We start from the raw sequence: 22,667 nt of genomic DNA, 5'->3' as shown, positions 1-22,667 counted from the left end.
CCCCCAGGCCGGAACGTGTCAGTCTCACGTGTCAGGCTCCCCCGGCCGACCGTCTCGGGCTGCCCCGACCAACCGCTTGGGCTGGCCAGACCGACTGTCTGAGGCTCACAGGCCGACGTCTCAGCTGCCCACCCCTTGGCCTGTCCGCCTGACTCCCGCCCTCCCCCTCCAAGCAGCCGATTCGTCCTCTGGAGGGCAGTGTCAGACCTCTGTCCTAATGTTGGTGGCAGTTGATCAGGACGGTTCGCGATGGGGCGGGAGGAGGCGTGATGGACACCAAGGTCGTGCAGCGAAGGATCCGGGAGAGCCTGCGCCGTCCTCCGGTCGTGCGGGCCCGTTCGTCGCGTCCTGCCGGGCGCAAGGACCCGTCAACCGCCCCCGAGCTCACGGACACCACGGAATCTCCGGAGTTCATGGACGCTGCGGGGTCTCTTGAGTCCACGGACGCTGCCGAGGCAACCCCTGGGTTCACGCACGCTGCCGGGGTCCCTACTGAGTTGTGGGTGACCTCCTTTGCCGACCTGATCGCACCGCCGACCAAACCCACCTCCGAGCCGCCACCAGAGCAGGGGCACTCCGATCAGGAATCAGCCGATCTCGACGCACCCGCACGTCTGCGGTCCGTCCTGAACGACTTCGGTCTGGACGAGTCGATGGTCGAGTCCCTGACTGGCCTGGTCGAATCCTGTGCGACCGTGGCCACCGTTGACGAGCAACCCTCCGTCATCGCCCGTGGTCAGGCGTTGCTAGGCAGCATCGACACGTTGACGGCGACGGCTGGCCGCCTGGATGCGGTCGTGCTCACCGCGACTCGGGAACTGACCGCCGCCCAGGGCCAAGTGCTCCTACTCGACAAAGGTGGCCGGTCTCCGGACGACCTCACGCCCACCCAGTGGGAGAAGTGGCGTGCCTGGGCCAAGCGCGTCACCCGCAGAGAACTCGGCGCCGCGACCGGCTGGGGTCCTGGGGAGGTCTCTGACCTCGTCGCCCTGGCCAACCTCCCCACCGCCGTCACGGCACCCGTCACCCACTCCCTCGTGACGGGTGAATCCACCTGGCGGCTGGTCCGCCGTTTCCAACGGGCCTGCTCCACGTTCACCACGGAGGATGCTGCTGCGGTCGCCAACGGCCTGTTCGGCGACGACCCCACAGCATCTGTAAGTGAGCGTCTCGACTCTGCCGGTGAGTTCCTCGGGCGGCCGTGGCACCACCCGGAGTTCTACCGGGCCCTGGACCGTGAGGTCAACAAGATCAAAGGCCGTGACCCCGAGGCAACGAAGAAGACCCGGGAAGACTCCCTCGCGGCCAACGACACCAGGGTGTTGATTGAGGACAACGGCACAGCGCAAGTGATGATCGGGTGCACCGCCACCCAAGGTGCCGCGATCGCTGACCGGATCGACAAAGCAGCCCGTGCCGCCCGCAAAGCCGGCGACACACGCACCCAGACCCAACTACGCGCTGCCACCAGCATCGCGTTGCTGTTACACGGCACCGCCGACCTGGCCGGGCTACCCGACGACCCAGCACTCGTGACGGTCGAGCAGTCCGAGCACCTCACCAAAATCCTCCACGGCCTGCCAGCCGCGCAGCTCAACGTCATCGTGCCGCTGAACACCCTGATCGGCACCACCCCAGGCGGCCTGACCCCCACCACAGCGACAGATGCTGACGGGAACCCGATCCCCGCAGCCTTCGCCGCCGGTGGTGCTACCCCTGGCCAGTCTGGCACCCGACCCTCGGGCACCGATGGTCTCAGCTCGTGTACCTGTGAGTGCACCTGCGGCGCAGAAGCCGACGGATCATTCACCGATCGAGCGCCCGACGACGGTTCGAGGGGACGAGACTGCCCCGACCCCGGCCAGGCAGGACAAGACTGCCCACCAACCCAGCCACCATCACCAGCACCAGGTGAGCCGGATGGTGAGGTCGGTGTCGGCGAAGTGATCGGTAAGCACAGTGTGTTCCTGACCCCGGACGAGGTCCGCACCCTCGCGCTGACTCCCGGTTCGACGATGTACCGGCTGCTGACCGACCCCGCCACTGGGGTCCTGGTGGAACGCTCGATCAAGGCCTACCCGTTCGATGCTGGGATGCGGGCGCACATCATCGCCGCGGATGTTTTCTGCCGCATGCCGGGCTGTCTCAAGCCAGCCTCAATGGCGCAGATTGATCACGTCCAGGAACATGGCACCCCTGGCGGGCACACGTGTATCGCCAACGGACAGCCACTGGACACCCCGGATCATGATCTGAAGACTAAGAAACTGTGGGACGCGGTGATCCACGCCAACAGGGACGTCACCTGGACGACGCTGCTCGGGAGGATCTACACCACCAAAGCCCACGACTATCGCCAGTACACCAAGTTGTTGACCGCAGCCACGCAACAGGTCGACGAAGCGATCGCCACGGGCACCGACCCGGCTGCCGCTGTCGACGCCGCGGTATATCAGGCGTTGTCCTACCGGCCCGCCGGAGCCAAGCTCGAAGCCGAGGATGACGACGACTTCAGCGAGCTGTTCACCGGCTGGGACTCCGTGACGTTGACGCACACTCCTGAGAGTGGCCGCCGGACCTACCACCCCGCCCCGGACGCGATGCGCGCTGAGGCACAGCGCCACCACGACACCGATGACCGAGTCACCCACGACCAGCAGGCCACCGGGGACGACCAGACCAGCGGGGACACCAAACCCGACGACGGGCCCACCACACCCTGGACCCACGACCCCGACGAACCACCACCCTTCTGACTCAGCTCAGAGGCGACACGACCTTGGGCGAGACACAGAGCGGCCGCCGCACCGATTCGGTGCGGCGGCCGCTGTTGTGAAACGACAGGCTGTCGTGAACGAGAGGAAGCCTCAGACGGCCTTCTCGCCGTGGAAGAACTCAAAGACCCAGCCCACGGTGGCGATCGCCATGAACGGCGAGGCGATGAGGACCATCCACCACCCGATGGCGACACCCAGGAAAACGGCAGCACTGGACAGACCCAGCCACAACGGCCACCAGGAGTGCGGAGCGAAGTGGCCGTAGGGGCCCGCAATGTCCGCAATCTCTCCCTGCTCGTGGTCCTCGGGTCGAAGGTCGACCGTGCGTCCGCTCTTGGCGAGATACCAGGCGGTCATCGCGCACATCATGCCGGTCAACACCAGGCCGACCGCGCCGACGGGCTCCTCGAAGCCGGTGAAGTAGGTATAGATGGCACCGACGATAAAGAAGAATCCGACGAGCCAGTAGAAGAGCTTGGCTTCAACCTTCATCGGGCGCCTCCGTCCGTCTCGCTGTCACTCCCGTGACCCTTGGACCCACCGGTCACCGTTCCATCCCTGCCCGCCGGATCCGTGTCCGGCCCGCCCAACAACTTTTCCAACACGCCCTTGTCGGGCTCGGCCGACTCCATCGTGGCGACATTGGCGTGGTGCAGGTCGAAGGCCGGGCGCTCGGACCGGATGCGCGGCAACGAGTTGAAGTTGTGCCGCGGCGGCGGGCACGAGGTGGCCCACTCCAGCGAGCCGCCCCAACCCCACGGGTCATCGACGGTGACCTTCTCGGTCCGGAAGCTCTTCCAGACGGCATAGAGGAAGGGCAGCATGGAGGCACCCAGCAAGAACGATGATGCCGTGGACACCTGATTCATCCAGGTGAACCCGTCCTCAGGCATGTAGTCCGGGTAACGACGGGGCATGCCCATCGCGCCCAGCCAGTGCTGGATCAAGAAGGTCCCGTGGAAGCCCAGGAAGAGCATCCAGAAGTGCAGCTTGCCCAAGCCCTCGCTGAGCATGTGGCCAGTGAACTTCGGCCACCAGAAATAGAAGCCGGCGAACATCGCGAACACCACGGTGCCGAACACCACGTAGTGGAAGTGCGCGACGACAAAGTAGGAGTCAGTGACGTGGAAGTCGAGCACCGGACTCGCCAGGATGACGCCGGTGAGACCACCGAACAAGAAGGTCACCAGGAAGCCGATGGACCACAGCATGGGTGTCTCAAAAGTCAGGTGTCCGCCCCACATGGTGCCGACCCAGTTGAAGAACTTCAGACCGGTCGGGACCGCGATCAGCATCGTCATGATGGCGAAGAACTCCAGGAGCACCGCGCCGGTCGCATACATGTGGTGAGCCCACACGCTGACCGACAGTGCAGCGATGGAGACGACCGCGAAGACCATCGTCTTGTAACCGAAGAGCGGCTTGCGGCTGAAGGCCGGGATGATCTCGGAGATCAGGCCGAAGAACGGCAGGGCGATGATATAGACCTCGGGGTGCCCGAAGAACCAGAACAGATGCTGCCACAGCATGGCGCCGCCGTGTTCCGGATCATAGATATGCGCGCCCGCGATGCGGTCAGCGGCCATGCCGAACATCGCGGCAGCCAGCACCGGGAAGACCATCAGAACCAGGATCGAGGTCACCAGGACGGTCCAGGTGAACATCGGCATCCGGAACATGGTCATGCCCGGCGCCCGCATGCAGACGATCGTGGTGATGAAGTTGACCGCACCCAGGATCGTGCCGAAGCCGGCCAGGGCCAGACCCATCACCCACAGGTCACCACCCACGCCAGGACTGTGCGTCGGACCAGCCAGGGGCTGATAGGCGAACCAGCCGAAGGAGGCTGCGCCACCGGGAGCGAGGAATCCGCTGACGGTGATCAGACCACCGAACGCGAACAGCCAGTAGGCAAACATGTTCAGGCGCGGGAAGGCGACGTCCGGAGCACCGATCTGCAGCGGCATCAGCGCGTTGGCGAACCCGGCAAACAGGGGGGTCGCGAACAACAGCAGCATGATCGTGCCGTGCATGGTGAACATCTGGTTGAACTGCTCGGGGTTGTCCACGACCGTGAGGCCGGGTGCCCACAACTCTGCGCGGATGATCAGCGCGAGCAGTCCGCCGAGCATGAAGAAGGCAACGCTGGTGATGAAATACAGGTTGCCGATGACCTTGTGGTCCGTGGTCGTGATCCAGCTGACCAGCAACTTGCCCAGGCTCTTTCTGGGCTTGGCCGGCTCACGGGAAGGGACGATCTCACCCGAGGGCCGCGTCGTGGTGATGGCCATCAGTTCTCCTCCTCCTGCGAGGCGTTGTAGTCCTCGAGAAGCTCCGGCGGCAACTTGGCCGGCTGCCCCTCATGGAGCCCATAGAGGTTGTACTCGTTGCCGACCAGGCCCTCGCCACCGGTGGCCTTCAGGTCCTCGATGAAGGCGTCGTACTCCTCCTGGGGGACGACCTGGACCTGGAACAGCATCTCGGAGTGGTAGGCGCCACACAGCTCGGCGCACTTGCCCTGGAAGGTGCCTTCCTCGGTCGTCACCGCCTGGAAGGTGTTGACCCGGCCAGGCACCATGTCGAGCTTCGTCAGGAACTGCGGCACCCAGAAGGAGTGGATGACATCGCGCGAGGTCAGCACGAACTCGATGCGGCTGTCGACGGGCAGGACCAGGGTGGGCAGGTCATCGTGCAGGCCCTCCTCACCCAGGTTCAGGTTCGTGGCCTGGGTGCCGATGATGTGCGCGTTGTCCTCGACGTAGTTGAAGTCCCAGGACCACTTCTTGCCGATGGCGTTGACAGTGACGTCAGCCTCGGCAGAGGTGTCGACCATCTCGTGCTGCAGCTCAACGGTCTTGCCGAAGAGCACGGCGACCATGAGGACCGGGACGACCGTGTAGAGGATCTCGATCGGGACGTTGTAGCGCAGCTGCGTGGGCAGCCCCTTCTCGTCCTTCTTGCGGCGGTAGGCCACGATGCACCAGAAGATCAGGCCCCACACCAGGATGCCGACCGCCAGGGCGGCGATCCACGTCCAGTTCCAGAAGTTGATGACCTTGGGCCCGATCTCGGTCACCGGCTCGGGGAGGTAGCCGCGTTGGAACTCCGCGCCGCAGCCACTCAGGACCAGGGCGAGGGCAGCCAGAAGACCGAGTCCGCCGACCCTCCTGCGGCGACGGGCTGGAGCAGTCTGCCGTTGCAATGCGCACCTCACTATCGAGCCATGGTTAACCAGGGCAGAGCCTACCCCCTCGCGCGTGCGACCGAGGGGCAGGGTGGGACACGAATGTCGTGCGCCGTGACCTGTGACGCCTGGGCACAGTGGTGCACCCGTGGCTCAGCGTGGTTGGCCGGCGAAGGCGGACGGGAGCGGCTCGGTCAGGGCCTGGCTCAACAGCTCGAGGTATGCCGTGCGCCTCACCTCGGTGATGCCGAGACTCGCCAGGTGCTCGGTGCGCCACTGGACGTCGATGAGCCCGTGGGTGTCGGACACCAGCGACACCAGGTGCACCAGCGCCGCCTTGGAGGCGTCCGTGGCCCGGTGGAACATCGACTCCCCGGCGAACAGGCCGCCGATGGCGACGCCATAGAGGCCACCGACCAGTTCCCCGTCCCGCCAGGTCTCCACCGAGTGGGCCCACCCGAGGCGGTGCAGCTCTGCGTAGGCCCGGGCGATCTCCGGGGTGATCCACCGCCCGTCCCGATCCGGCGCTGCGCACGCGGCCACCACCTGGTCGAAGGCGGAGTCGACGGAGAAGTCGAAGCGCGCGTGGGACTTGCGCAGGGACCGACTCACCCGCACGTCACGGGGCCGCAGGATCCCGCGTGGGTCAGGTGACCACCAGCCGAGGGTGCCGCCACCGCGCAGGCCCAGCCCCATCGGGAAGATGCCGGAACGGTAGGCGGCCAGCAGGGTGCCCGGCTCGAGGTCGGCGCCGACGCCGACCAGGTCCTCCCCTGTCTTGGCCTGCCCCAGATCAAGGTGCCACTGCGTGGGTGCCGGCTCGATCGGCATACGGCTCCCTCTGCCTCAGCCCAGGTGGGTGGCGACCTCGGCCGCAGCCTCGGCGCCGTAGGCCTGCCCGAACCGGTCGAGGAAGTGGGCGTTGTCGAAGGTGTATTCCTGGGTGCCGACCGTCTCGAGGACGTAGCTGGCCAGGGTGGAGCCGAGCTGGGCACAGCGCTCCAGGGGCAGGTCCCAGGCCAGGCCGGCCAGGAAGCCGGCCCGGAAGGCGTCGCCCACTCCGGTCGGGTCGACCCGCTGCACGTCGGTGGCGATCGGCACCTCGATGGGGTCCTCGCCGCGGCGCAGGACACTGGCGCCGTCCCTGCCGCGGGTGATGATCCGGGTGCCGACCCGGTCCAGGATCTCCTCGGCCGACCAGCCCGTCTTCTGCTCGGTCAGGTGCGCCTCGTATTCATTGGTGAACAGGTAGGTCGCACCGTCGACCAGGGTGCGGATCGAGGCACCGTCCATGACGGCCAGCTGCTGGCTCACGTCGGCGGCGAAGGGGATCTGGCGCGTGCGGCACTCGGTGGAGTGTCGCAGCATCGCCTGCGGGTCGTCGGCGCTGACCAGGACCAGGTCGACGCCGCCCACTGCGGCCACGATGGGGCCGAGCTCGATGTCACGCGCCTCACTCATCGCGCCGGCGTAGAACGAGGCGATCTGGGCCATGTCCTCATCGGTCGTGCACACGAAGCGTGCGGTGTGCCGCATCTCGGAGACGTGGACGTGATCGCAGTCGACGCCGTGCCGCTCCAACCAGGACCGATAACTGTCGAAGTCCTCCCCCACGGCCCCGACCAGCACGGGATGGTGACCGAGCCGGGCCATGCCAAAACTGATGTTGGCCGCGATCCCGCCGCGGCGCACCTGCAAGTCGTCGACGAGGAAGGACACCGAGATCTTGGCGAGCTGATCGGGCACGAGCGAGTCGGCGAACCGGCCCTGGTAGGTCATCAGGTGGTCGGTCGCGATGGATCCACAGACAGCAATTCTCACGGGCGCCACCCTATGCGGAAACGCGGAACGGCCGGTCCCCACGTGGGAACCGGCCGTCCGAGAAAGGGGGCGTGACTCAGCCGAAGGAGTCGCCGCAGGCGCAGGAGCTGCCCGCGTTGGGGTTGTCGATGGTGAAGCCCTGCTTCTCGATGGTGTCGGCGAAGTCGATGGACGCGCCGTCGAGATAGGGGGCACTCATCCGGTCGACAACGACCGCGACACCGTCGAAGTCTACGCTCAGGTCGCCGTCGAGGGTGCGCTCGTCGAAGTAGAGCTGGTAGATCAGGCCGGAGCAGCCGCCGGGCTGGACGCCGATGCGCAGACGCAGGTCGTCGCGGCCCTCCTGCTCGAGGAGGGACTTGACCTTTTCAGCAGCGACGGACGACAGGACTACGCCGTGCTCCGTCGTGGTCTCAGTGGTGGTCTGGGTCTGGGGCACGCTCATCAGTCCGTCCTGTCCTCTCGGGAAACGCTTGTCGTGCGCAACATGGGCTGCGCGGGGTTTGTTCCCTGGGCCCCAGCGTACGACCGATGGCTGAAAAGAACACCACCACCCCCGCGTGCCGCGATGCCCAGTCCAGGTGAGCCCAGTCCAGGCCAGCTCAGGTCAGGTCACCAGGCTTGAGGGTGCATCCCTCAGCGCCGTCGACGGTGTCGGGACCGGGGGCAGCACGGCCAGCGTCGTCATGACGGCAAAGATCACCAGGCCGGCTAGCACCGCGGCGCTGGCCGCAGCCACGGGGCCCAGCAGCACAGTGCCCGTCACTCCCAACAGGCCGATCACTGCCAGGACCACCCCCAGCACGCGGAAGACTGGTGCCCGGAAGGCCCGGGCGAACGGCAGAAAGTGCAGCCCGACGGCGGTGACGACGAGGCTGGGCTGGGCCTCCGGCAGGTCGACCCATTCCAGGACCCGCGCGCCGAGCACGATGAGGCCGACCATGCCCAGGACCGACAGGACATAGACCACGGGGGCGCTTGTCGCCGGTCGGGCCAACTCCGGCATGAGGCGCACCCGCACGAAGGTCGTCCAGACATAGGCCAGGGCTGCCACCCCCCACGCGGCCAGCGCGATCGCCGGCCAGGCACCCGGGAGTCCTCCCCGGTTGACCAGGACGAAGACGGTGCCGCCGCTCGCACCGACCAGCGACCCGCTGACCTCCGGGTGACCGACCCAGTTGATGCCCCGTCCGGCCGCGGCCGTCCCGCCTGCCTTCTCACTCATCCTCTGCATAGCCCCCGACGCTAGGACGCGGAGATGGTCGCGCCCAGTGACACACCTGTCTCTCCTCGAGTGACGGGTGTCATCACCTCGGCCCGGTGGCCCTGGTCAGTTCAGTCGCCATGCCGGGGCGACCACGTGCGAGCGACCCGCTCGGCCAGGTCAGCCAGGTCCTCGCCCACGCGGGGGTCATAAGCACCCGAGACGCCCAGCGACATGCCCTCGCGCCGGCCGACCTCGATCCGCTGGGCCAGCACGATGCTCGGTGTCCCGACCTCGAGGGCCGCCTGGGCCGCCTCGGCGATGACGCCGTCGTGCACGGTGCGGTAGTCGTACGCCTCTCCACCGGTGACCAACAGGGCCCCGGGCAGCACGTCGACCAACCCGACCTGCTCGATGACGAAGCTCGCCCCCACCACGGGTGTGGCGCCGAGCAGGATCGCGGCATAGCCGACTCCCCCACCGACGCCCGCACCCTCCGTGCGTTCGGGCCGCAGCGGCTTGCCGGTCAGCAGGTCCTTGCGGGCAGGCAGGATCCGGGTGATCCGCTCGGTGAGCAGCCCCATCTCCTCCTCCAACCGCTGGGTGACGACGGCGGGGACGCCGTGCTCGGTGCCCAGGGCCGCGCTGGCCCCGTGAAAGCCCGTGAGCGGCAGCGTCGTGGCGTGAGCCAGGACCAGGGTCGTGCCCCGCAGGCGATCGCGCACGGCCGGCAACTCGGTCAGGTCCTCCCCCGCGCCGAGCGCCTGCAGCAGGCCGCGGCCACCGTCATGGCTGGCCAGATCACCGCACCCAAGCACGATCCGGGTCGCGCCGGCCTCCAGCGCTGCCGCGATCAGCTCACCCACCCCGCGGCTGGTCAACGAGGTGAGCGCAGCCGCCGAGCGGTCCGCCTCCTCTGACGAGGCGCCAGCAGGCACCAACGCCTCCTGCAGCGCCTCGACCGCCAGGTGCCGGCCGGCAGCCTGTCCGGCCTCGATATAGGCGCTGCCCTCGTGCAGCAGCAGCTGCGCGGGCACGTCCGCGCCCGTGGGGCCGGTGACCACGACAGGCGTGGGCTGCACGTCCAGGGCGTGCGCGAGCACCTCGACGAAGCCCGACCCGCCGTCGGAGAGCGGCGCCACGATGACCTGATCCGCCGGCGCGTGGCGTGCCCAACCCTGCGCCAGGCTCACTGCCGCGGCCAGGGGGCCGGGCGTGTCGGCATACGACCCGGTGGCGAGGACGACGCGCACGGCGCTCAGTAAGTCATCTGCATGGCGGTGCGGACCTCGTCCAGCGTCGCCGTGGCGATCTCGTTGGCGCGCTCGTTGCCGCGGGCCAGCACCTGCTCGAGGTAGCCCTGGTCAGCCGCCACCTCGGCGCGACGGGCCCGGATCGGGGCGAAGTGCTCGTTGACGGCCTCGGTGACGACCTTCTTGAGCGTGCCGCCACCGCCGTCGCCGATCTCGGCCGCGATCTCCTGCGGGTCCCGACCGCTGGACAGGGCCGCGAGCAGCACCAGGTTGGACACCTCGGGACGGTTCGCGGGGTCATAGGTGATGGTGCGGTCCGCGTCGGTGACGGCCTTCTTGAGCACCTTGGCCGTGGTGTCGGCGTCCATGCCCAGCTCGATCGTGTTGCCCTTGGACTTCGACATCTTGGTGCCGTCGGTGCCGAGCAGGCTGGCCGCCTCGGACAGCAGGGGCTCCGGCGGCGGGAAGATCGGGGTGCTCGCGTCGGAGCGGCCATAGCGCTCATCGAAACGGCGGGCGATCACGCGGGCCTGCTCCAGGTGTGGCACCTGGTCCTTGCCGACCGGCACCAGGTTGGCCTTGCAGAACAGGATGTCGGCGGCCTGGTGCACGGGATAGGTCAGCAGCAGCCCGGACATCGGCCGGCCCCCGGTCGCCTCGAACTCCGCCTTGACGGTGGGGTTGCGGCGCAGCTCGGAGTCGGTGACCAGCGACAGGAAGGGCAGCATCAGCTGGTTGAGCGCCGGGACACTGGAGTGCGTGAAGATCGTGGTCGCCTCCGGGTCCATCCCGGCCGCCAGATAGTCCGCGAGCAGCGAGTAGACCCGCTCCTTGATCGGGCCGACGCCGTCGCGGTCGGCGATCACCTGATAGTCGGCGATGAGGATGAAGGTCTCCACGCCGCGCTGCTGCAGGAGCACCCGGTTGCGCAGGGTGCCGAAATAGTGGCCCAGGTGCAGGTTGCCGGTCGGCCGGTCGCCGGTGAGCACCCGGAACCTGCTGGCGTCCTGGTCAATCTCCTTCTCGATCTGGGCCGAGCGCAGGATGGTGCGGGCCAGGGAGGCGTCCGAGGTGGAGGCGGCGAGCGCGTCGCCGACGGCGGCGTCGTCCTCGGCTGTCGCGGTGGACTGCTCGCTGGTGGACTGCTCCGTGTGGCTGCTCGGGTCGTATGCCGTGGGGTCGGTCTCGGTGGTCATCGTTGCCTTTCCGCCGCCCGAGGACGGTCCCGGACATGAGTCAAGGCCGCCCACTGGACGGCCTTGGTGTGTGCAGGGTGTGTGCTCAGGGCCGTCGCGAGGACAGCCACCAGCAGGAGCGCACATTCGTCATGGGCGCCACTCTACCCATTCTCGTAAAGGTCTCGTACGCCTCCCCCGCCTTTTCGTAGAGGTCTCGTACGCCTCGCCCGCCTCTTCGTAGAGGTCTCGTACGTTCCCGCGTGTCCTGGCGCGGGCCCGGGAACCGATGGTCGCGACGGTGCGTCGCAGATTCCAGACTCCCCCGCGATGGGGTGGTCGGCCCCGCCTGAGCGGCATGGGCTGGACCGGCCCGAAGATGGAGATGACCGAGGAGGATGGACGTGACCCAACAGGAACTGGGCGTGAGTCAACGGGAAACAGACGATGAGTAAGTCCGTGCGCAGCGATGCGGTGCAGGTGGCCACCCAGGCGCAGTTCGAACAGGGAGTGTCCTTTGCCGCTCTCGAGGCCCGCCTGGGCCGGGATGTCCCGTCCGTGCGGGGCCGAGCCCGCGGTGAACGGGTCGTGCCCGTCGCGCGGCTCGTCACCTACGCCGCACCGGTCGTCGCCCTGCTGGCGCCGCTCGGGGTGCCGGACCAGCTGGGCATCGGACAGCCGGGCCGAGTGCCGTGGATGGTCTATGGCGAGACGCTCCAGGACCTCGCGCTGGTCTGCTTCGTGCTGGCCCTGTGCGGTCAGACGTGGACGCTGCTGTCCTGGTGGCACCTCGGGCGCCGTCGTGACTGGCTCACGGTCCTCTCCTCGCTGGTCACCCTGCTGATCGGTGTGCTCTGGCTGATGTGGTTAGAGCCGCCGCCCGCAATCGGAGGGGTGCTCCCTCAGGTGGTGAGGCCCACGACCATGACGGCCGTCGTCCTCGGGGCACTGGCCGTCGGTGCGCAACTGTTCGCCTCACGACCCGGGACGTTGAGGGCGGCCCGCGCCCAGGCGCGCGGAGGGCTGATGCGGGTGCTGCCGCAGGAGCAGCAGCAGTCCCTGCTGACAGAGCGTCAAGAGGTCCTCGAGGTTCTGCTCACGCGGCACCTTGTCGATCGGGCCACCGCGGATCAGGCCGCAGCTCTCCCCCTCGGGGACTGGTGGCGTCTCGACGCAGACAAAGACGCCGACAAACCAGCGGAGCCGGTCCAGCGGAGCGTGCCCGGCGAGACCACACGTCGCCCTCTTCCGAGCAGTCTGGCCAACTCGAACATGGCGCTGCAGTGCCTCAAGGCCGTTGCGCTGGTCGCCCCGTTCGGGATGATGCTGTTGCCCATCGGCAACCCTGGCATCAGCGGGACCGGGGGTGGCATGAAATCAGTGATGGAGTCCGACGGGATCCGCGGCGACACCCTGATCACCATGGCGCTGCTCTGCGCCATGGCCGGAGTCATCGGCCAGGTGTGGACGCTCTTTGACTGGTGGCGTCTCGGCCGGCGACGCGATGGGCTGTGGCTGGCCTCGTCCTGGACCGCGCTCGGGTCTGCGGTGGTCACGCTCGTCATCTTTCCGTTCTTCATCACCGGATCGTGGGGGATGCAGGTGCTCACCGGGCCGATCCTGGCGGTCGCCATCAGCGCGGGACTGGTCCTGGTCGCGCTCTACGCAGCCTCGGTGCCCGGCACCGTGCAGGAGCTCCGCACGGCGGGTCATGCCGAGGACCAGGCCAATGGCCTCAGCGCCCCCGAACCGAACTGACCTCGATATTTCGACCACCAGTTGTCGCTCCGGTCGCGTCATGACCAAGGTCGAAATCCAACGGTCAGTGGACCAAGCGTCACGTCAGGGACGCCGCCGACGCCTCCTGGACCACGCTGGTGCGCCGCGAGCGCGCCTCGTGCAGCACGAGCCCGGTCACGGAGATCACCACGATCGCCACGCCAAGCCAGCGGCTCCACGTCAGTTGGGTGTCCAAGAACGTGACGCCGACGAGCACGGACGTCACCGGGAACATCAGCTCGGCCAGCGTCGCGCGGGATGCCGCGGTGCGCCGCAGGCCGACGTAGTAGAGCGCGAGCGCGAGGGCGCCCGGCACCAGCGCCAGGAGCAGCAGCATCGGCACCTGCTTGAGCGGCATCGCCCACCCGGCACCGGACACGAGCACGATGACGGCCGCAGCGGGCAGGCCGAAGCCGAAGCGCAGGGCCAGGGTGTCGCGCGGCCCGAGGTGACCGTCGACCAGGCGCCCCAGGACGGTGCCAGCACCCCACAGGGTCGCCGCGCCCAGCGCGAGCAGGGCAGCCTCGGCGTCGCCGATCGCCACCGAGAACGGGTCGGCAAAGGTCATCAGCCAGGCCCCGACCAGCGCCGGGACCGCGAACCACCAGAACCGAGGGCGCAGACGCTCCCCCAGGATCAGCGCCGCCAGCAGGATGGCGATCAGCGGCTGCAACTTCTGCAGGATCTGGGGCGTGATCGGGTCTCCGAGACGGAAGGCCGCCGTGAACAGCGTGGTGGCCAGGGCCGACGAGCCGGCGCCGATGATGATGGCTCCCACGCGCACCCGCGGCGGTGCCTGAGCCCAGCGACGCAGGGCGGGCAGCAGCCAGGGCAGCAGGAGCAACACCAGGACGAGGTGCTCCCACATCACGATCGTGGCAGCGTCGAGCACCTGGGCCAGCGGTTCGCGCATCAGCGCGGAGGTGCCCCAGAAGCACGCGGCGAGGGCGACGACCCAGGTCAGATCGCGCGAGGCGCCCTGCTCTTTCATGCCCCAGCGTTGGGCTGCGAGCCGGTGAGGGGCGGGACCTCTTCACCCTCGGCCACCGCGCCGGGCGGGGTGCCCGTGCCGAACGGGGACCCGCCCAACTCCTCGCGGCCGTGCGCTGTGAGCCACCCCGAGGGGTCCGGGCCCTTCGGGACGATGCCCGTCGGGTTGATGTCCAGGTGCACCTCGTAATAGTGCGACTTGATGTGCTCGAAGTTGACCGTGTCACCGAAGCCTGGCGTCTGGAACAGGTCGCGGGCGTAGGCCCACAGCACCGGCATCTCGCTCAGCTTGGAGCGGTTGCACTTGAAGTGGCCGTGATAGACCGCGTCGAAGCGCACCAGCGTGGTGAATAGCCGGATGTCGGCCTCGGTGATCGTGTCGCCGACCAAATAACGCTGCGTGGACAGGCGCTCGCTGAGCCAGTCCAACCGGGAGAACAGCCGGTCGTAGGCCTTCTCATAGGACTCCTGCTTGCCGGCGAAGCCGCAGCGGTAGACACCGTTGTTGACGTCCTGATAGATCAGCTCGGCGACCTCATCGATCTCACTGCGCAGCGCCTCCGGATAGAGGTCTGGGGCACCCTCGCGGTGGAACTGCGTCCACTGCGTGGAGAAGTCGAGGGTGATCTGCGGGAAGTCGTTGGTCACGACCTGGCCGGTGGTGGTGTCCACGATCGCGGGCACGGTCACGCCGGGCTTGTAGCCGTCCGGGCGCGCCTCATAGGCATCCTTGAGCCGCGGGATCCCCAGCACGGGGTCGACGCCGCCGGGGTCCAGGTCGAAGGTCCAGCTGTCGGCATCGTGGGTCGGCCCGGCGACCGCCATCGACAGCACCGGCTCCAGGCCCAGCAGCCTGCGCACGATGGTCGAGCGGTGCGCCCAGGGGCAGGCCCTGCTCACCGCGAGCCGATAGCGCCCCGGCTCGACGGGGAAGCCGTCACGACCGTCGGCGGTGATCCGCGTCGGGATGTAGCGGGTGTCCCGTTTGTAGGACTCCTCGACGTATGTGCCCTGATCAACCATTGCCCAACCTCTCCAGTAGAAGTGCCTCAGCGAGGCAGACTCGCTCGAACTCGGCCAGGTGCAGGCTCTCGTTCGCGGCGTGCGCCCGGGTGTCCGGGTCCTCGACGCCGGTCACCAGGATGGCAGCGTCCGGGAAGCGCTCGGCAAAGGAGGCGACGAACGGGATCGAGCCGCCCACGCCGATGTCGACCGGCTCGACGCCATCCCACGCGTCGCGGAAGGCGCTGCGCGCGGCGTCATAGACGGGTCCCTGCGCGTCGGCCGCGAAGCCGGGCCCCTCGTCATCGAGGGTGACGGTCACCTGGCAACCCCAGGGAGCGTTGTCCTCGAGGTGCTTCTTCAACAGCTCGTATGCCGTGCTCGGCACCTCTGCGGGGTGGATGCGCATGGACAGTTTGGCGCGACCGACCGGCGTGAGCAGGTTGGCGGCCTTGGCGACGCTCGGGGCGTCGATGCCGATCACGGTCATCGACGGCTTGGTCCACATCCGCGACAGGATCGAGCCGGTGCCGATCGGGTTGACGCCCTCGCTGAGACCGGACTCGGCGCGCAGCTTGGCCTCCGGATAGTCCAGGTCAGCAGCCTCGGAGGTCTTCAGCCCGGCCACCGCCACGTCACCGGCCTCGTCGTGCAGCGTGGCCAGCAGGCGGGCGAGCGCGGTCAGCCCGTCGGGCACCGGCCCACCGAACATGCCCGAGTGCACGCCGTGGTCCAGGGCCTTGACCTCGACCACGACGCGGACCAGACCGCGCAGCGTGGTGGTCAGGGCGGGGACGCCGATCTCCCAGTTCTGGCTGTCGGCAAGGACGATCGCGTCCGCTCGCAGACTGTCGCCGTGCTTGGCCAGGATCTCGGGCAGCGACTCGGAGGCGATCTCCTCCTCGCCCTCGACGAAGACCGTGACGTTGACCGGCGGCTTCCCGCCGTGGGCGCGCAGTGCCGCGACGTGCGCCAGGACACCGGCCTTGTCATCGGCGACACCGCGGGCATACAGCCGCCCGTCGATCTCGGTCGGCTCAAAGATCGGGGTGTCCCAGTCAGCCTCGTCACCCGGGGGCTGCACGTCGTGGTGGGCATAGAGCAGCACGGTCGGTGCCCCCTCCGGGCCGGCCAGGTGACCGATCACGGCCGGACGGCCGCCCTCCCGCACGATCCGGACCTCCATGCCCTCGGCACTGAGCAGGTCTGCCACCGCCTGCGCCGAGTCGTCGACGTGCTGCTGGTCAAAGGAGTCCAGGGAGACCGACGGGATGCGCGTCAGGGCCTCCAGGTCACTGCGGATCCCGGGCATGAGTTCGCTGACCCGTGCCGCCAGGGCCGCCGGGTTGTTCTGGGAGGTGGGGTTCTGAGAAGTCACGTGGCCGACGATAGCCGCCCCACGGCATACAGTGGTGTGGTGTTGTCCCGCAAGAAGCCCACCGCAGAGCCCGAGGCCGCCCCCGTCGTCGAGGAGCGCCCCGGCGCCAAGAACCGTCCGACCCCGAAGCGCAAGGCCCAGGAGGCGGCCAATCGGCGCCCCCTCGTGGGCAACGCCAAGGCAGTCAAGTCCGACCAGAAGGCGCGTCAGCGGGTCGAGCGCGAGGAAGCACGTCAGGGCATGCTGCGGGGCGAGGAAAAATACCTGCCGCCGCGCGACCGGGGCCCCGTCAAGCGGCTGCTGCGCGACATGGTCGACACCCGCTGGAACATCGGTGAGTTCCTGCTGCCGCTGATGCTGATCGTGCTGGCGGCGATGCTGCTCGGCGGGCAGAACCCGCAGGCGCAGCTCCTGATCCTGCCGGTGGTCTACGGCGTGATGGTCATCGGCATCCTGGACGCCTGGCTGCTGGGGCGACGCGCCAAGAAGCGCGTCACCGAGGAGTTCGGCGAGGCTCACACCCGCGGCAACGCCTGGTATGTCGCGCTCCGCTCCCTCCAGATGCGGATGTCCCGTGTGCCCCGCCCGCAGATCAAGCGCGGCGAGCCGGTGGTTGTGCACCGCCGCTAGGCCATCTGGTTGGGCACCGCCGCTAGGCCATCCGCGATGCGACTCCCGAGACGTGCACGCGAGGATCGCCCTCGCGCAGCTCAACCGTGAGCTCCCCCGGGCGACCCATGTCCTCGCCCTGGTGGAGCGTCAGCACCGCTGCGGACGGCACGAGGCCGATCTCACGGGCATAGGCGCCGAACGCTCCGGCGGCGGCCCCCGTGGCTGGGTCCTCCACCACACCCCCGACCGGGAACGGGTCCCGGACGTGAAAGACGCTCTCTGACTCACGCCACACGAGCTGCACAGTGGTCAGATCCAGGCGGCGCATCAATGCCTCGAGGCGCTCGAAGTCGTAGGACAGGTCCGCGAGGCGATCCCGGGTCGCTGCGGCCAGCACCAGGTGACGGGCACCGGCGAACGCGATCCGCGGGGGCACGGTGTCGTCGAGCTCAGCGTGCTGCCAGTCCAGCGCCGCCAGGGCCTCGGTCAGGTCAGCCTCCCCGACCGCCTCGGTGTGCGGCGCGACGGTGGTGAGGGTGGCCCGCAGGCCAGCGGGGCTCTGCTCCACCCGCACCGGCACCGTGCCCGCACGCGTGGCAAAGACGAACTCCCCCGGGCCGGTGCGCTCGCCCAGAGCGACCGCGGTGGCGACGGTGGCGTGCCCGCAGAACGGGACCTCGGCCTTGGGGCTGAAGAACCGGATGGTGAACCCCCGCCCAGGTGGAGCCTCGAGGTCCTCCGGTGGGGCCGTCAGGAAGGCAGACTCGCTGAAACCGAGGTCCGCGGCGATGGCCAGCATGTCCGCATCCTGCAGGCCAGCGGCGTCGAGCACGACGCCAGCAGGGTTGCCTCCGTCTGGATCACTTGAGAAGGCGGTGTATCGCATGATCTCAGCCGTTGTCGTCATGATGCGCCAACGGGATCGTGCATCAGGTTGTTCCAGCCGGGTCCGACAGTGGGGTCCGGCGGGCGGGGTCAGTCGATGTCGGCTGGCCCCAGGCTCATCGGGCCATAGACCTCGTGGTCCCCGTTGAGCAGCGTCACCGACTTCACGCCGGCGTCGGCCAGCGTGTGCCACTCATCGGAGAGCCAACCCTCCGCGTCAGCCTGGGAGGGGAAGGCCACTCCGGTGAGCCCCAGGTCGGGGATCGTCGCCCCGGTCTCGTCGCCATATCGCCACGTAAACACATCACTCATGACTCCAGACTAGGCACAGACCCCCTTGTGTGCCTTAGTCTCGTGACCTCTTCGGTCCGGCGGGGACCGACGACCTGAAGGGTTGGCACGATGAGCCAGTACACCGAGTTGCTGTCCGCGATCCCCATGTCCCAGTTGGCGCAGCAGGTGGGCGCCGACGAGGCCGAGGTCGAGCAGGCGGTCAAGCAGGTCCTGCCCGCGCTGGTGGGTGGCCTCAGCGCCAACGCCCAACAGCCCGAGGGCGCCGCGGCGCTGACCGGAGCCCTGAGCGACCACACCGACCGCGACCCGATGACTGACGCGTCCACCATCGACACTGACGACGGCGCCAAGATCGTCAGCCACATCTTCGGCAACCAGAGTGAGGACGTCGTCAACCAGCTCGGCGGCCTCGGAGGCGGCGCCGGCAGCGGACTGATCAAGAAGCTGCTGCCGATCCTGGCGCCCATCGTGCTCTCCTGGCTGGCCCGGAAGCTCAGCGGAGGCGGCGGCCTGGGCGGCGTGCTCGGTGACGCCCTCGGCGGCGATGCCCCCCAGCAGACCTCGAAGGACACCGCACCGACCGGCCAGGGTGGGGTCGGCGACCTCCTGGGCGATCTGCTCGGCGGCGCCCTCGGCAAGTCCCCCGCGCAGGGTCAGTCCGGCGGCTTCGGCCTGGATGACCTGCTGGGCGGGCTCCTCGGCGGCAAGCGCTAACGCCCCGAGCGGGGGTTGCTGCGGCCACTAGGCTCGCAAACATGAGTCGTCTCCGCCGCACAGCCGCCGCGCTCGCGGTGGCGCTGATCGCCGTCCTGGTTGCCCCGCTGTCGGCGCAAGCCGTCGGTTATCAGTTCTGGGGCTACTACCAACTGGTTGACGACGAGTGGGCCTTCGCTGTGGAGGGCGTGGGCACCACGGTCCCCGACGACGGGACGGTGCAGGCCCTGCGCTTCGCGGTGTCCTCCGGCGAGGACGTGCGCACACCACGCGCCGTGCTCGAGTTCGACGACGTCTGTGCGGACGTCGCTGCCGAGGACGGCAGCAAGCGAGTCGCACTGGTCATCGACCCAGGGCGTGACGTCGACGCACCTGACGGCGAGGCGCCGCTCACCCCCGGCGCCCAGTGCGTCGTCGGCGAGCCCGGTGCCACCACCCTGGAGATGGTGCAGTCGGCTGTCTCGGACGTCCGGACCGATGGCGCCAACATGATCTGCGGTCTCGCTGGCTTTCCGTCAGCCGGGTGCAGCGAGGAGGTCGCCGACCCGACGCCCGAGCAGTTGGCCGCCGACGAGTCGATCGAGATCCCCGTCATCCCGATCGGGACGCCCATCGTGGCAGCGCCCTCGGACGAGCCCCCGCCGGAGCCAACGGCCACCGACGAGCCGACCGAGGAAGACACAACGGCGCCGACGTCCGAGGATGACTCATCCGACGAGGCAACCTCAGAGGACGCAACCTCCCAGGACGCGACCACCGACGAACCGACGGACCCGGCGACCGAGGAGGCCACGGAGGAGTCCACCCAGGGCGCGACCGAGACCGACCCTGCCGAGGACCAGACGCAGGCTCCTCCCTCCGAGACCCCCGACGAAGCCGACACAGAGGATGACTCAAGTGACGGCATACCGCCCTGGGCCTGGGCCGTTGGCATCCTGGTGCTGCTCGGGATCCTGGCCTTCGTGGCCACCTCCGCACGCAACCGGAGGCTCGAGGAGGCCCAGCGGGAGGCCACCAGCGACCAGCACGACAACCAGCACAACGACCACCATTGGGACGACCCCGACGGCGGCCGCTGAGCCCGGCAACAATCCCCTGATCCTCGGTCGCGACATCGACTAGGCTGAAGGCATTCCGCTCGTCCTGGGGGTTTTGGCATGACCACGACACTGGTGCTCGGTGCCGCGCGCAATGGCAAGTCTGCCTACGCCGTGTCCCTGCTCGCTGCGCATGACCGTGTGACCTACCTGGCGACCGGCCGGGGCATCCCCGACTCCTCCGACCCCGTCTGGCGTGACCGGGTGGAGAGCTCGCGCGCCGTCCGCCCCGAGGACTGGAAGACGGTGGAGACGACCGCGCTGTCGCAGGCCCTGGTCTTCTCCCGGCACCCGGTCATCATCGACACGCTGTCCCACTGGCTGTGGCGGGTGCTCGATGAACACGGCCTGTGGGGCGCGCCCGCACAGGCGATCCACACCATCGACCCTCTGGTCGACGAGCTGCTGGTGGCCTACACCTCGCTGCCGCACGACGTCGTGGCGATCTCCGACGAGGTCGGCTGGGGACTGCCGGCCAACACCGAGCGCGAGCGGACCCACCACGAGGTGCTGTCCCACGTCAATCACCGGTTCAGCGCGCAGAGTGACCGGGTGCACCTGATCGTCGGCGGTCGGGTCGTCGATCTCAGCGACGCTCCCTCGCTGCTGGGGGCCACCCGCGCGGTCTCCCCCGCCTTCTCCTAGTCCGTCACACCGTCACGACATCGTCCACGCCGCTGCCCAGGCGTCGATGAGCTTCTGTCGATGAGTTTCGGGGCGAGAGCGGGTCAGATCCCCATGAGCAAACTCATATACTCCATGATCAGCTCGCTCGACGGCTATGCCGAGGCTGAGGAGGGCGGCCTCGGCACCGGGGCCGAAGACCCGGAGGTGCACACCTTCATCAACGACCTGTTCCGCCCCGTCGGCACCTACCTCTACGGCCGGCGGATGTACGAGACGATGGTCTATTGGGAGACCGCGCGCAACGAGCCCGACCAACCACCGCACATCCTGCAGTATGCCGAGGACTGGCGGGCGGCGGAGAAGGTCGTCTTCTCCACCACGCTGGAGTCCGTGTCCAGCGAGCGGACCAGGATCGAGCGGACCTTCGACCCGGACGCGATCCGCGCGCTCAAGGCCGAGTCAGACCAGGACCTCACGGTCGATGGACCGACCCTCGCAGCGCAGGCGATCGCGGCGGGTCTGGTGGACGAGTATCACCTGTTCATCACCACGAGCGTGGTCGGCGGCGGCAAGCGGTTCTTCCCCGACGGCGTGCGCCTCGACCTCGAGCTGGTCGAGGAGCGCTCGTTCGACAGTGGGCTGATCTATGCGCGCTACCGGACCCGCTGAGCGGGTCGCGTCAATTCGTCCGACCGTATGCCGTGCGGCTGGGTGAGCGTTGATGGGCACCTTGGGTGGTGAAGCCATTCGAGTTCGACGAGGGCCAGTTTGCGCTCGCTCGCGCGGTCGAGTCAGACGTCCCCGCTCTCGTCGCCCTGCTAGCGGACGACGTCCTCGGTGCCCATCGAGAATCGTCCGAGCTCGAGCCCTATCTCGCGGCCTTCCGCGAGATCGACCGTGACCCGAACCACCTCCTGCTCACGGTGCGTGACGGCGAGGACAACCTCGTCGGCACCATGCAGTTGACGCTCATCCCGGGCCTCTCGCGCGGAGGCGCCAAGAGACTTCAGATCGAGGGGGTCCGCCTTGCCTCCACCGTCCGAGGCACCGGGCTCGGCACGGCGCTCTTCGAGTGGGCCCACGAGCACGGCCGACAGCAGGGCGCGGTCCTCGCTCAACTGACCTCGGACAAGACCCGCTCCGACGCCCAGCGCTTCTATTCCAGACTGGGCTACCAGGCGAGCCACGAGGGTTTCAAGCGCTCCCTGTGAGCATCCGCAGCACGTCTTGTCACAGATCCGGCAGCAGCGGTGTCTTCATGGTCAGCCGGCCCACCAGGGGCCGCACGACCGATGAGGAGCACCAGATGCCCAGCAACTTCCGGATCCCCAAGGCCAACCTGAGCGGCCCCTTCGCGCGGATTCTCAGTGCCTACGCCCGCCGCACCTACGGCGAGGTCCCGGACTTTGCCTACGTCCTGCTCCACCACGGTCCGCTCACACGGGCGCTCCTGGGCTTCGAGCGCAAGCTCGCCAAGCTGTCCGCGTGCGACCCGCAGCTGAAGGCCTACGCCGTCATGGCGTCGGCAGCCACCGTCGGCTGCAGCTGGTGCCTGGACTTCGGCTATTTCCTGGCCCACACCGAGGGGCTCGACGAGGAGAAGGCACGCCAGGTCCCGATGTGGCGCGACAGCACCGTGTTCACCCCGCTCGAGCGTGACGTGCTGGCCTATGCCGAGGCGATGAGCGTCACGCCTCTTGAGGTGACCGACGAGATGGTCGCCAGCCTGCACGAGCGTCTCGGGTCGGCTGCGCTGGTCGAGCTCACCGAGCTCATCGCCGTGGAGAACATGCGGTCCCGGGCCAACTCGGCGATGGGGCTGACGTCCCAGGGTTTCGCAGACTCCTGCGACCTGGCACCGTTGGCCCAGTGACC

The 22,667-nt window shown here is 68.4% G+C and carries 23 protein-coding genes; 9 read left to right on the top strand and 14 right to left on the bottom strand.

Annotated elements, in window-relative coordinates:
• Positions 1–269: 269 nt before the first annotated feature.
• Positions 270–2,756, top strand: a complete 2,487-nt coding sequence (locus tag NF556_RS08415; RefSeq protein ID WP_252595192.1) for an HNH endonuclease signature motif containing protein — start codon at positions 270–272, stop codon at positions 2,754–2,756.
• A gap of 111 nt (positions 2,757–2,867) precedes the next feature.
• Here NF556_RS08415 and NF556_RS08410 read toward each other — a convergent pair whose 3' ends face one another.
• The 9 genes from NF556_RS08410 to trpS form a co-directional block, all read right to left on the bottom strand.
• Positions 2,868–3,269, bottom strand: a complete 402-nt coding sequence (locus tag NF556_RS08410) for a cytochrome c oxidase subunit 4 (protein ID WP_252595191.1) — start codon at positions 3,267–3,269, stop codon at positions 2,868–2,870.
• A complete protein-coding gene (gene ctaD / locus NF556_RS08405; protein WP_252595190.1) occupies positions 3,266–5,068 on the bottom strand; it encodes an aa3-type cytochrome oxidase subunit I in 1,803 nt (600 codons plus the stop codon). The genes NF556_RS08410 and ctaD overlap by 4 nt, the downstream gene beginning before the upstream one ends.
• A complete protein-coding gene (ctaC, locus tag NF556_RS08400) occupies positions 5,068–5,979 on the bottom strand; it encodes an aa3-type cytochrome oxidase subunit II (protein ID WP_252595189.1) in 912 nt (303 codons plus the stop codon). The genes ctaD and ctaC overlap by 1 nt, the downstream gene beginning before the upstream one ends.
• 135 nt (positions 5,980–6,114) lie before the next feature.
• Entirely contained in the window at positions 6,115–6,792 is a 678-nt protein-coding gene (aat, locus tag NF556_RS08395; protein ID WP_252595188.1) for a leucyl/phenylalanyl-tRNA--protein transferase, read from the bottom strand.
• Between the two features lie 15 nt (positions 6,793–6,807).
• Positions 6,808–7,782 carry a carbohydrate kinase family protein gene (locus NF556_RS08390; protein WP_252595187.1) on the bottom strand — a complete coding sequence of 325 codons (975 nt, stop codon included), beginning with the start codon at positions 7,780–7,782 and terminating at the stop codon, positions 6,808–6,810.
• A 76-nt stretch (positions 7,783–7,858) separates the two neighbouring features.
• The gene (locus NF556_RS08385; RefSeq protein WP_252595186.1) at positions 7,859–8,227 is read right to left on the bottom strand and encodes a HesB/IscA family protein; all 369 of its coding nucleotides are present in this window, start codon (positions 8,225–8,227) and stop codon (positions 7,859–7,861) included.
• A 162-nt stretch (positions 8,228–8,389) separates the two neighbouring features.
• The gene (locus NF556_RS08380; protein ID WP_252595185.1) at positions 8,390–9,016 is read right to left on the bottom strand and encodes a hypothetical protein; all 627 of its coding nucleotides are present in this window, start codon (positions 9,014–9,016) and stop codon (positions 8,390–8,392) included.
• Between the two features lie 101 nt (positions 9,017–9,117).
• A complete protein-coding gene (locus tag NF556_RS08375) occupies positions 9,118–10,239 on the bottom strand; it encodes a glycerate kinase (RefSeq protein WP_252595184.1) in 1,122 nt (373 codons plus the stop codon).
• A 5-nt stretch (positions 10,240–10,244) separates the two neighbouring features.
• Positions 10,245–11,435, bottom strand: a complete 1,191-nt coding sequence (trpS, locus tag NF556_RS08370; RefSeq protein ID WP_252595183.1) for a tryptophan--tRNA ligase — start codon at positions 11,433–11,435, stop codon at positions 10,245–10,247.
• A gap of 426 nt (positions 11,436–11,861) precedes the next feature.
• Between trpS and NF556_RS08365 the strand changes: the two genes are divergently transcribed.
• Positions 11,862–13,172: a hypothetical protein gene (locus tag NF556_RS08365; protein WP_252595182.1), complete on the top strand. Its 1,311-nt coding sequence runs from the start codon at positions 11,862–11,864 to the stop codon at positions 13,170–13,172.
• Between the two features lie 79 nt (positions 13,173–13,251).
• Here the strand turns inward: NF556_RS08365 and NF556_RS08360 are convergent, their stop codons facing one another.
• From NF556_RS08360 to NF556_RS08350, 3 genes are read right to left on the bottom strand one after another with little or no spacing between them, the layout of a single operon-like run.
• Positions 13,252–14,184, bottom strand: a complete 933-nt coding sequence (locus tag NF556_RS08360) for a DMT family transporter (RefSeq protein ID WP_252595181.1) — start codon at positions 14,182–14,184, stop codon at positions 13,252–13,254.
• On the bottom strand, positions 14,181–15,206 hold the full coding sequence (locus NF556_RS08355; protein ID WP_252595180.1) for a glutathione S-transferase family protein: 1,026 nt from the start codon (positions 15,204–15,206) through the stop codon (positions 14,181–14,183). The genes NF556_RS08360 and NF556_RS08355 overlap by 4 nt, the downstream gene beginning before the upstream one ends.
• On the bottom strand, positions 15,199–16,497 hold the full coding sequence (locus tag NF556_RS08350) for a dipeptidase (protein ID WP_252595751.1): 1,299 nt from the start codon (positions 16,495–16,497) through the stop codon (positions 15,199–15,201). Before NF556_RS08350 ends, NF556_RS08355 begins: the two co-directional genes overlap by 8 nt.
• A gap of 66 nt (positions 16,498–16,563) precedes the next feature.
• Between NF556_RS08350 and NF556_RS08345 the strand changes: the two genes are divergently transcribed.
• Positions 16,564–17,193, top strand: coding sequence for a DUF3043 domain-containing protein (locus NF556_RS08345; protein WP_252595179.1), 630 nt, complete (start codon positions 16,564–16,566; stop codon positions 17,191–17,193).
• Positions 17,194–17,215: 22 nt separating this feature from the next.
• Here the strand turns inward: NF556_RS08345 and NF556_RS08340 are convergent, their stop codons facing one another.
• Positions 17,216–18,082, bottom strand: coding sequence for a PhzF family phenazine biosynthesis protein (locus NF556_RS08340; RefSeq protein ID WP_252595178.1), 867 nt, complete (start codon positions 18,080–18,082; stop codon positions 17,216–17,218).
• A gap of 68 nt (positions 18,083–18,150) precedes the next feature.
• Positions 18,151–18,372 carry a hypothetical protein gene (locus NF556_RS08335; protein WP_252595177.1) on the bottom strand — a complete coding sequence of 74 codons (222 nt, stop codon included), beginning with the start codon at positions 18,370–18,372 and terminating at the stop codon, positions 18,151–18,153.
• A 90-nt stretch (positions 18,373–18,462) separates the two neighbouring features.
• On the opposite strand from NF556_RS08335, the gene NF556_RS08330 reads away from it, so the two are divergent.
• The 6 genes from NF556_RS08330 to NF556_RS08305 all read left to right on the top strand — a co-directional run bounded on the left by NF556_RS08330 (position 18,463) and on the right by NF556_RS08305 (position 22,665).
• Complete coding sequence (locus NF556_RS08330; protein WP_252595176.1) at positions 18,463–19,068, top strand: DUF937 domain-containing protein; 606 nt, start codon at positions 18,463–18,465, stop codon at positions 19,066–19,068.
• A 41-nt stretch (positions 19,069–19,109) separates the two neighbouring features.
• Positions 19,110–20,147 carry an SCO2322 family protein gene (locus tag NF556_RS08325; RefSeq protein ID WP_252595175.1) on the top strand — a complete coding sequence of 346 codons (1,038 nt, stop codon included), beginning with the start codon at positions 19,110–19,112 and terminating at the stop codon, positions 20,145–20,147.
• Between the two features lie 78 nt (positions 20,148–20,225).
• Complete coding sequence (locus NF556_RS08320) at positions 20,226–20,810, top strand: bifunctional adenosylcobinamide kinase/adenosylcobinamide-phosphate guanylyltransferase (RefSeq protein ID WP_252595174.1); 585 nt, start codon at positions 20,226–20,228, stop codon at positions 20,808–20,810.
• Positions 20,811–20,903: 93 nt separating this feature from the next.
• A complete protein-coding gene (locus tag NF556_RS08315; RefSeq protein ID WP_252595173.1) occupies positions 20,904–21,461 on the top strand; it encodes a dihydrofolate reductase family protein in 558 nt (185 codons plus the stop codon).
• A gap of 65 nt (positions 21,462–21,526) precedes the next feature.
• The gene (locus tag NF556_RS08310) at positions 21,527–22,003 is read left to right on the top strand and encodes a GNAT family N-acetyltransferase (protein WP_252595172.1); all 477 of its coding nucleotides are present in this window, start codon (positions 21,527–21,529) and stop codon (positions 22,001–22,003) included.
• A 95-nt stretch (positions 22,004–22,098) separates the two neighbouring features.
• Positions 22,099–22,665: a carboxymuconolactone decarboxylase family protein gene (locus NF556_RS08305; RefSeq protein WP_252595171.1), complete on the top strand. Its 567-nt coding sequence runs from the start codon at positions 22,099–22,101 to the stop codon at positions 22,663–22,665.
• Positions 22,666–22,667 lie beyond the last annotated feature (2 nt).

Origin of the sequence: Ornithinimicrobium faecis, from assembly GCF_023923225.1 — a bacterium.
In the GTDB taxonomy this organism is placed as follows: Bacteria; Actinomycetota; Actinomycetes; order Actinomycetales; family Dermatophilaceae; genus Ornithinicoccus; species Ornithinicoccus faecis.
Note: the sequence above shows the minus strand (reverse complement) of the source record. Positions and strands in the feature narration are given on the sequence as shown.